Raw genomic sequence first — 3,948 nt, forward strand, 5'->3', positions numbered from 1 at the left:
CAACCGCCCCGACCCACGCGACCAGCCGCCGCCGTACGACAGGCCGGCCTTTCCCGACCGGCCCGGCCCGCGGGGCGATTCCGTCGACTCCGGCCGTCCCGACCCGCGCGAGGAGCCTGTCGTCGATGGTGGCTCCGGCTCGCTGGACGGGTCCGTCGCCGAGGACCGGCCCGGCCCGTCAGGCGTGGCTTCCCCCGGCAACCGCTGGTCCACCTCTCACCCGCAGGACGCTCCCGGCGACCGCAAGGGCTCAGCCGACGGAGTGCAGCGCGGTGGTCCGAGTCGCCGGTCCGCGCCCTGGGAGCCGCCGCCCGCTGATCCGCCGGGCCCGGTGACCTTTCCGCCCGGTCCCAAGCCGCCGGGCCTTCGCGCGGAGGAACCCCGTGAGGGGCGTACGCCCGAGGAGGCCGGCGCCGGCGTACGTCCGGCCGTCGGGGCCGCGCGTGACTCCGTACGGCCATCGCGCGACGCGGCTCCGCCCCTCACCGCCCGAAACGGTCCGCCCACACTCCAGTCCGACGACATCCCCCTCGTCGTGGCCCATGTCGGCTCGGGCCCGCCCACCTACGATCCGGAGCCCATCGCGCTACCGGTCGCGGACCCCGACGACCTCGGGGGTCTGGTCGCGGACACCGTGCTGGACGGGGCGCGCTACGGGGCGTGCACGCTGCGCGCCGCCTCCGTGCGCGGGGACTCCGCGCGGTACCGGGGCGAGCCTCGCCGGGACTCGCTGCTGACCGCCCGGTTCGGAGCGGGCGAGGACGCGCTGGTGCTCGTCGCCATGGCGACCGGCGCCCGGGCCACCCCGGGAGCGCACCGGGCGGCGGCCGAGGCGTGCGAGTGGATCGGGCGGGCCGTCGGCCGCAGTCACGCGCGGCTTGCCGCGGACATCCGGGCCGCCCGGCGGGGCGACCTGAAGTCCGGCCTGCACCGGCTCACCGACCGCAGTCTCGGCAGACTCCGCGCCAGCGCGGCCGAGCAGGGCATCGAGCCCGAGGAGTACACGGCCGGTCTGCGGTGCCTGCTGCTTCCGGCCGATCCGCGGTGCCGTACGCGTGTCTTCTTCGGCGTCGGCGCCGGCGGCCTGTTCCGGCTGCGGGACGGCGAGTGGCAGGACATCGAGCCGCGGGTCGCCACCACGGCGGGCGCGCCCGTGATGAGTTTCGGCTCGCCGCCCCACGAGACACCCGAGGGCGACCGGCTCACCATGGACCTCGGTATCGCCACGCCCCCCAGCCCGTACGAACCGGCCCTCGCCCCGCGCCGGGACCCGTTCCGCTTCCGCGCCTCCGTCGCCCGTCCGGGAGACACACTGCTCCTGTGTACCGCGGGCCTCGCCGACCCCCTGCGCGGTGAACCCGACCTCGCCGAGCACCTCACCACCCGCTGGGCGACCGCGGAGCCTCCGGGGCTCGCCGCCTTCCTCGCCGACACCCAGGTCAGGGTCAAGGGCTACGCCGACGACCGCACGGCCGCGGCCGTCTGGGAGGCGTGACCGGCCACGCTCCCTGGCCGCGCGCGGCTGGTCGAGTACGGCCGGAGCGGCAGGCGCCGGTGGACGGCGGGGAGGGGGAGGTGCGGTGGGGCGCGGACCCCGGGTGCCGGTTTTGGCGTGCTGTGGGGCGCTTTTCCGTGGCCGCGGCGCGGACGATGGCTCTCAGCTGCGTGGCTTGACTGTGTGCGTTTGAACGCCTACTGCCGGTGGTTGACGATTCAGCATGACTGCCGTGTTCCGGACGAGGGCATGGATCCCCGTGAACGTGCTCGGCAGGAGGGGAATCGTCATCGGCGTGCGGGCGGGGGTCATGAAGAGGCAGGCACGAGGGAGCGGTCCCGTGGCGTTAGGGGCCTCCTCGGCGAAGACGGTGGAGGAAGAGGCCGACAGCGCGACGGACCGCACGGGGGCGGGACAGCTGAAACGCAGACTCGGACGGGCGGATCTACGGGCGGTGCCGGAGGCCCGAAGGGCGCTCAGGGAGTTGCTGAGGCACTGGGGGCGTCCCGGGAGATCGGAGATAGCCGAGCTGCTGACCAGCGAGCTCGTGACCAACGCACTCATCCACACCGACGACGACGCGGTGCTGACGGCCATCGTCTCCCCGCACGGACTCCGCGTGGAGGTGCGGGACTTCGTGGGCCAAAGACCTCGGATGCGGACGCCGAACGCCGACGACAGCACGCATGGCCGGGGCCTCCTGCTGGTGCAGTCCCTCGCGGACGCGTGGGGCGTACGGACGCACGGCGTGGGCAAGGCGGTGTGGTTCGAACTGGGTGCGGACGCCGCATGAGGGCCTGACCGCGAACACGGGACGGGGGCGCGGCTCAGGCGCCGCGCCCCCGTCCCGTATCGCCCGCGAAGCCCGTCGGGCCGTCCCGCGCGGGGAGTGTGTTTCTAGCCGAACTGCTGCTCCAGGTCCTTGAGCTTGCGCTCCAGGGAGTCGAGCCGGGGAAGGGCCATTGTGTCGTCCTCCGCGGTGAGGTCGACGGTGACCGGCTTGTCAGAGGCCCCGCGGACGGGCTGCAGGGAGGGACGCGTGCGCACCGGCAGCGGCTCCGGGGCGGATATGGCAGGCTCCGAGGCGGCCTGGGCGGGGGCCCGCTCCACGGTGGTCTCGACCTGGCGTCCGGCGCGGCCGGGCAACCCGATCCCGCGGTGGCCGCGGCTGATCGCCTTCAGGTGGGCACGCTCCAGACGCTCCTGCTCGCGCTTGCGCGTGCGGGTCTCCTCCTTGATGCGCTTGTCCTCGCGCACCTCCTCCACGGCCTCGTCCAGGCTGCGCACGCCCTCGAGGAGCATCAGCGACCAGGCCCTGTACGTCTCGCGGGGCGCGCGGAGCCAGCGGACGACGCGGATCTGCGGCAGCGGGCGCGGCACCAGGCCCTGCTCGCGCAGCGCGGCGCGGCGGGTCTGCTTCAGCGCGCGGTCGAAGAGCACCGCGGCGGACAGGGACATCCCGGCGAAGAACTGCGGAGCGCCGTCGTGGCCGAGGCCCCGGGGAGCGTGCACCCAGTTGAACCAGGCCGCGGCGCCGGCGAACGTCCACACGAGTATCCGGGAGCCGAGCGCGGCGTCACCGTGGCTGGCCTCGCGCACCGCGAGCACGGAGCAGAACATGGCGGCGCCGTCGAGGCCGAACGGAACGAGGTACTGCCAGCCGTTGGTGAGGCCCAGGTTCTGCTCGCCGAAGCCGACCAGGCCGCGGAAGGAGAGCGCGGCCGCGACCGCGGCGCAGCAGAAGAGGAGGACGTAGGAGGCCGTGCCGTAGAGGGCTTCCTTGCGCCTGCGGCGTTCCTCGCTGCGTTCCCACGAGTCCTCGGTCTTCGCGTGCTCCCCGGACCGCTTGCCGCGCGCGAGTACCGCCACCGCCGCCAGCATCCCCAGGAGCAGTACGGCGCCAGGAAGCAGCCAGTTCAGCGATATGTCGGTCAATCTCATCAGGGTCCCTTGCATTGGGATAGGGCGTAACGCCCGCCATAGTGGCCCAATCCCCTCGGCCCTCAGGGGGTTTCGGGGCAAGAGACCGCCAAGGGGGTGCAAGGAGATGCGCAGGGCGGCATTCTGCTCGAACTGCCGCGCGAGGGACGGGAGTTGAGTGCGAATAAGACTACCCGTACGGATGGTTCCTCGGAAAGTTCCTGCGGCGGGTGAGGAAGTTGTGAAACACCTGTAACCCGCGTTCGGTCCGTGGCCGGATCCGATCCTACTGATCTGTGCCGAGCGGTTGTCCGCGGGGGTGGCAAGTCGGCTGTGTGCCGGGGCGCCGGGTCACCCACCACCTGCTCGTCGTCCCGGGCGAGGAACGCGTCGAGCTCGGACCCGCCCTCCGCGAGCCGGGCGGCGGAGACCCGTCGGTCACCGCGCGGCGTCGCGTCCCCGGGGGGAGAGTTCCGTCACGCCCAGGCAGGGGCAGACCTCGGTGAGGCGGGCGTGGGGGTCCGCGACGGGGG

3 protein-coding genes are annotated in these 3,948 nt (G+C 73.5%); 2 read left to right on the top strand and 1 reads right to left on the bottom strand.

All coding sequences use genetic code 11. The annotated features are described in order from the left end of the window. Positions 1-184: 184 nt before the first annotated feature. Together FNH04_RS42710 and FNH04_RS42715 are read left to right on the top strand one after the other, a co-directional pair. Positions 185-1,495 carry a protein phosphatase 2C domain-containing protein gene (locus FNH04_RS42710; RefSeq protein ID WP_322725486.1) on the top strand — a complete coding sequence of 437 codons (1,311 nt, stop codon included), beginning with the start codon at positions 185-187 and terminating at the stop codon, positions 1,493-1,495. Between the two features lie 310 nt (positions 1,496-1,805). Beyond that, positions 1,806-2,288 (top strand): ATP-binding protein, encoded by a 483-nt coding sequence (locus FNH04_RS42715; protein WP_152791625.1) that lies wholly within the window; start codon positions 1,806-1,808, stop codon positions 2,286-2,288. A 104-nt stretch (positions 2,289-2,392) separates the two neighbouring features. Here the strand turns inward: FNH04_RS42715 and FNH04_RS42720 are convergent, their stop codons facing one another. After that, the gene (locus tag FNH04_RS42720; RefSeq protein ID WP_152791623.1) at positions 2,393-3,436 is read right to left on the bottom strand and encodes a DUF2637 domain-containing protein; all 1,044 of its coding nucleotides are present in this window, start codon (positions 3,434-3,436) and stop codon (positions 2,393-2,395) included. Positions 3,437-3,948 lie beyond the last annotated feature (512 nt).

Source organism: Streptomyces phyllanthi, assembly GCF_009377205.1.
Lineage (GTDB): Bacteria > Actinomycetota > Actinomycetes > Streptomycetales > Streptomycetaceae > Streptomyces > Streptomyces phyllanthi.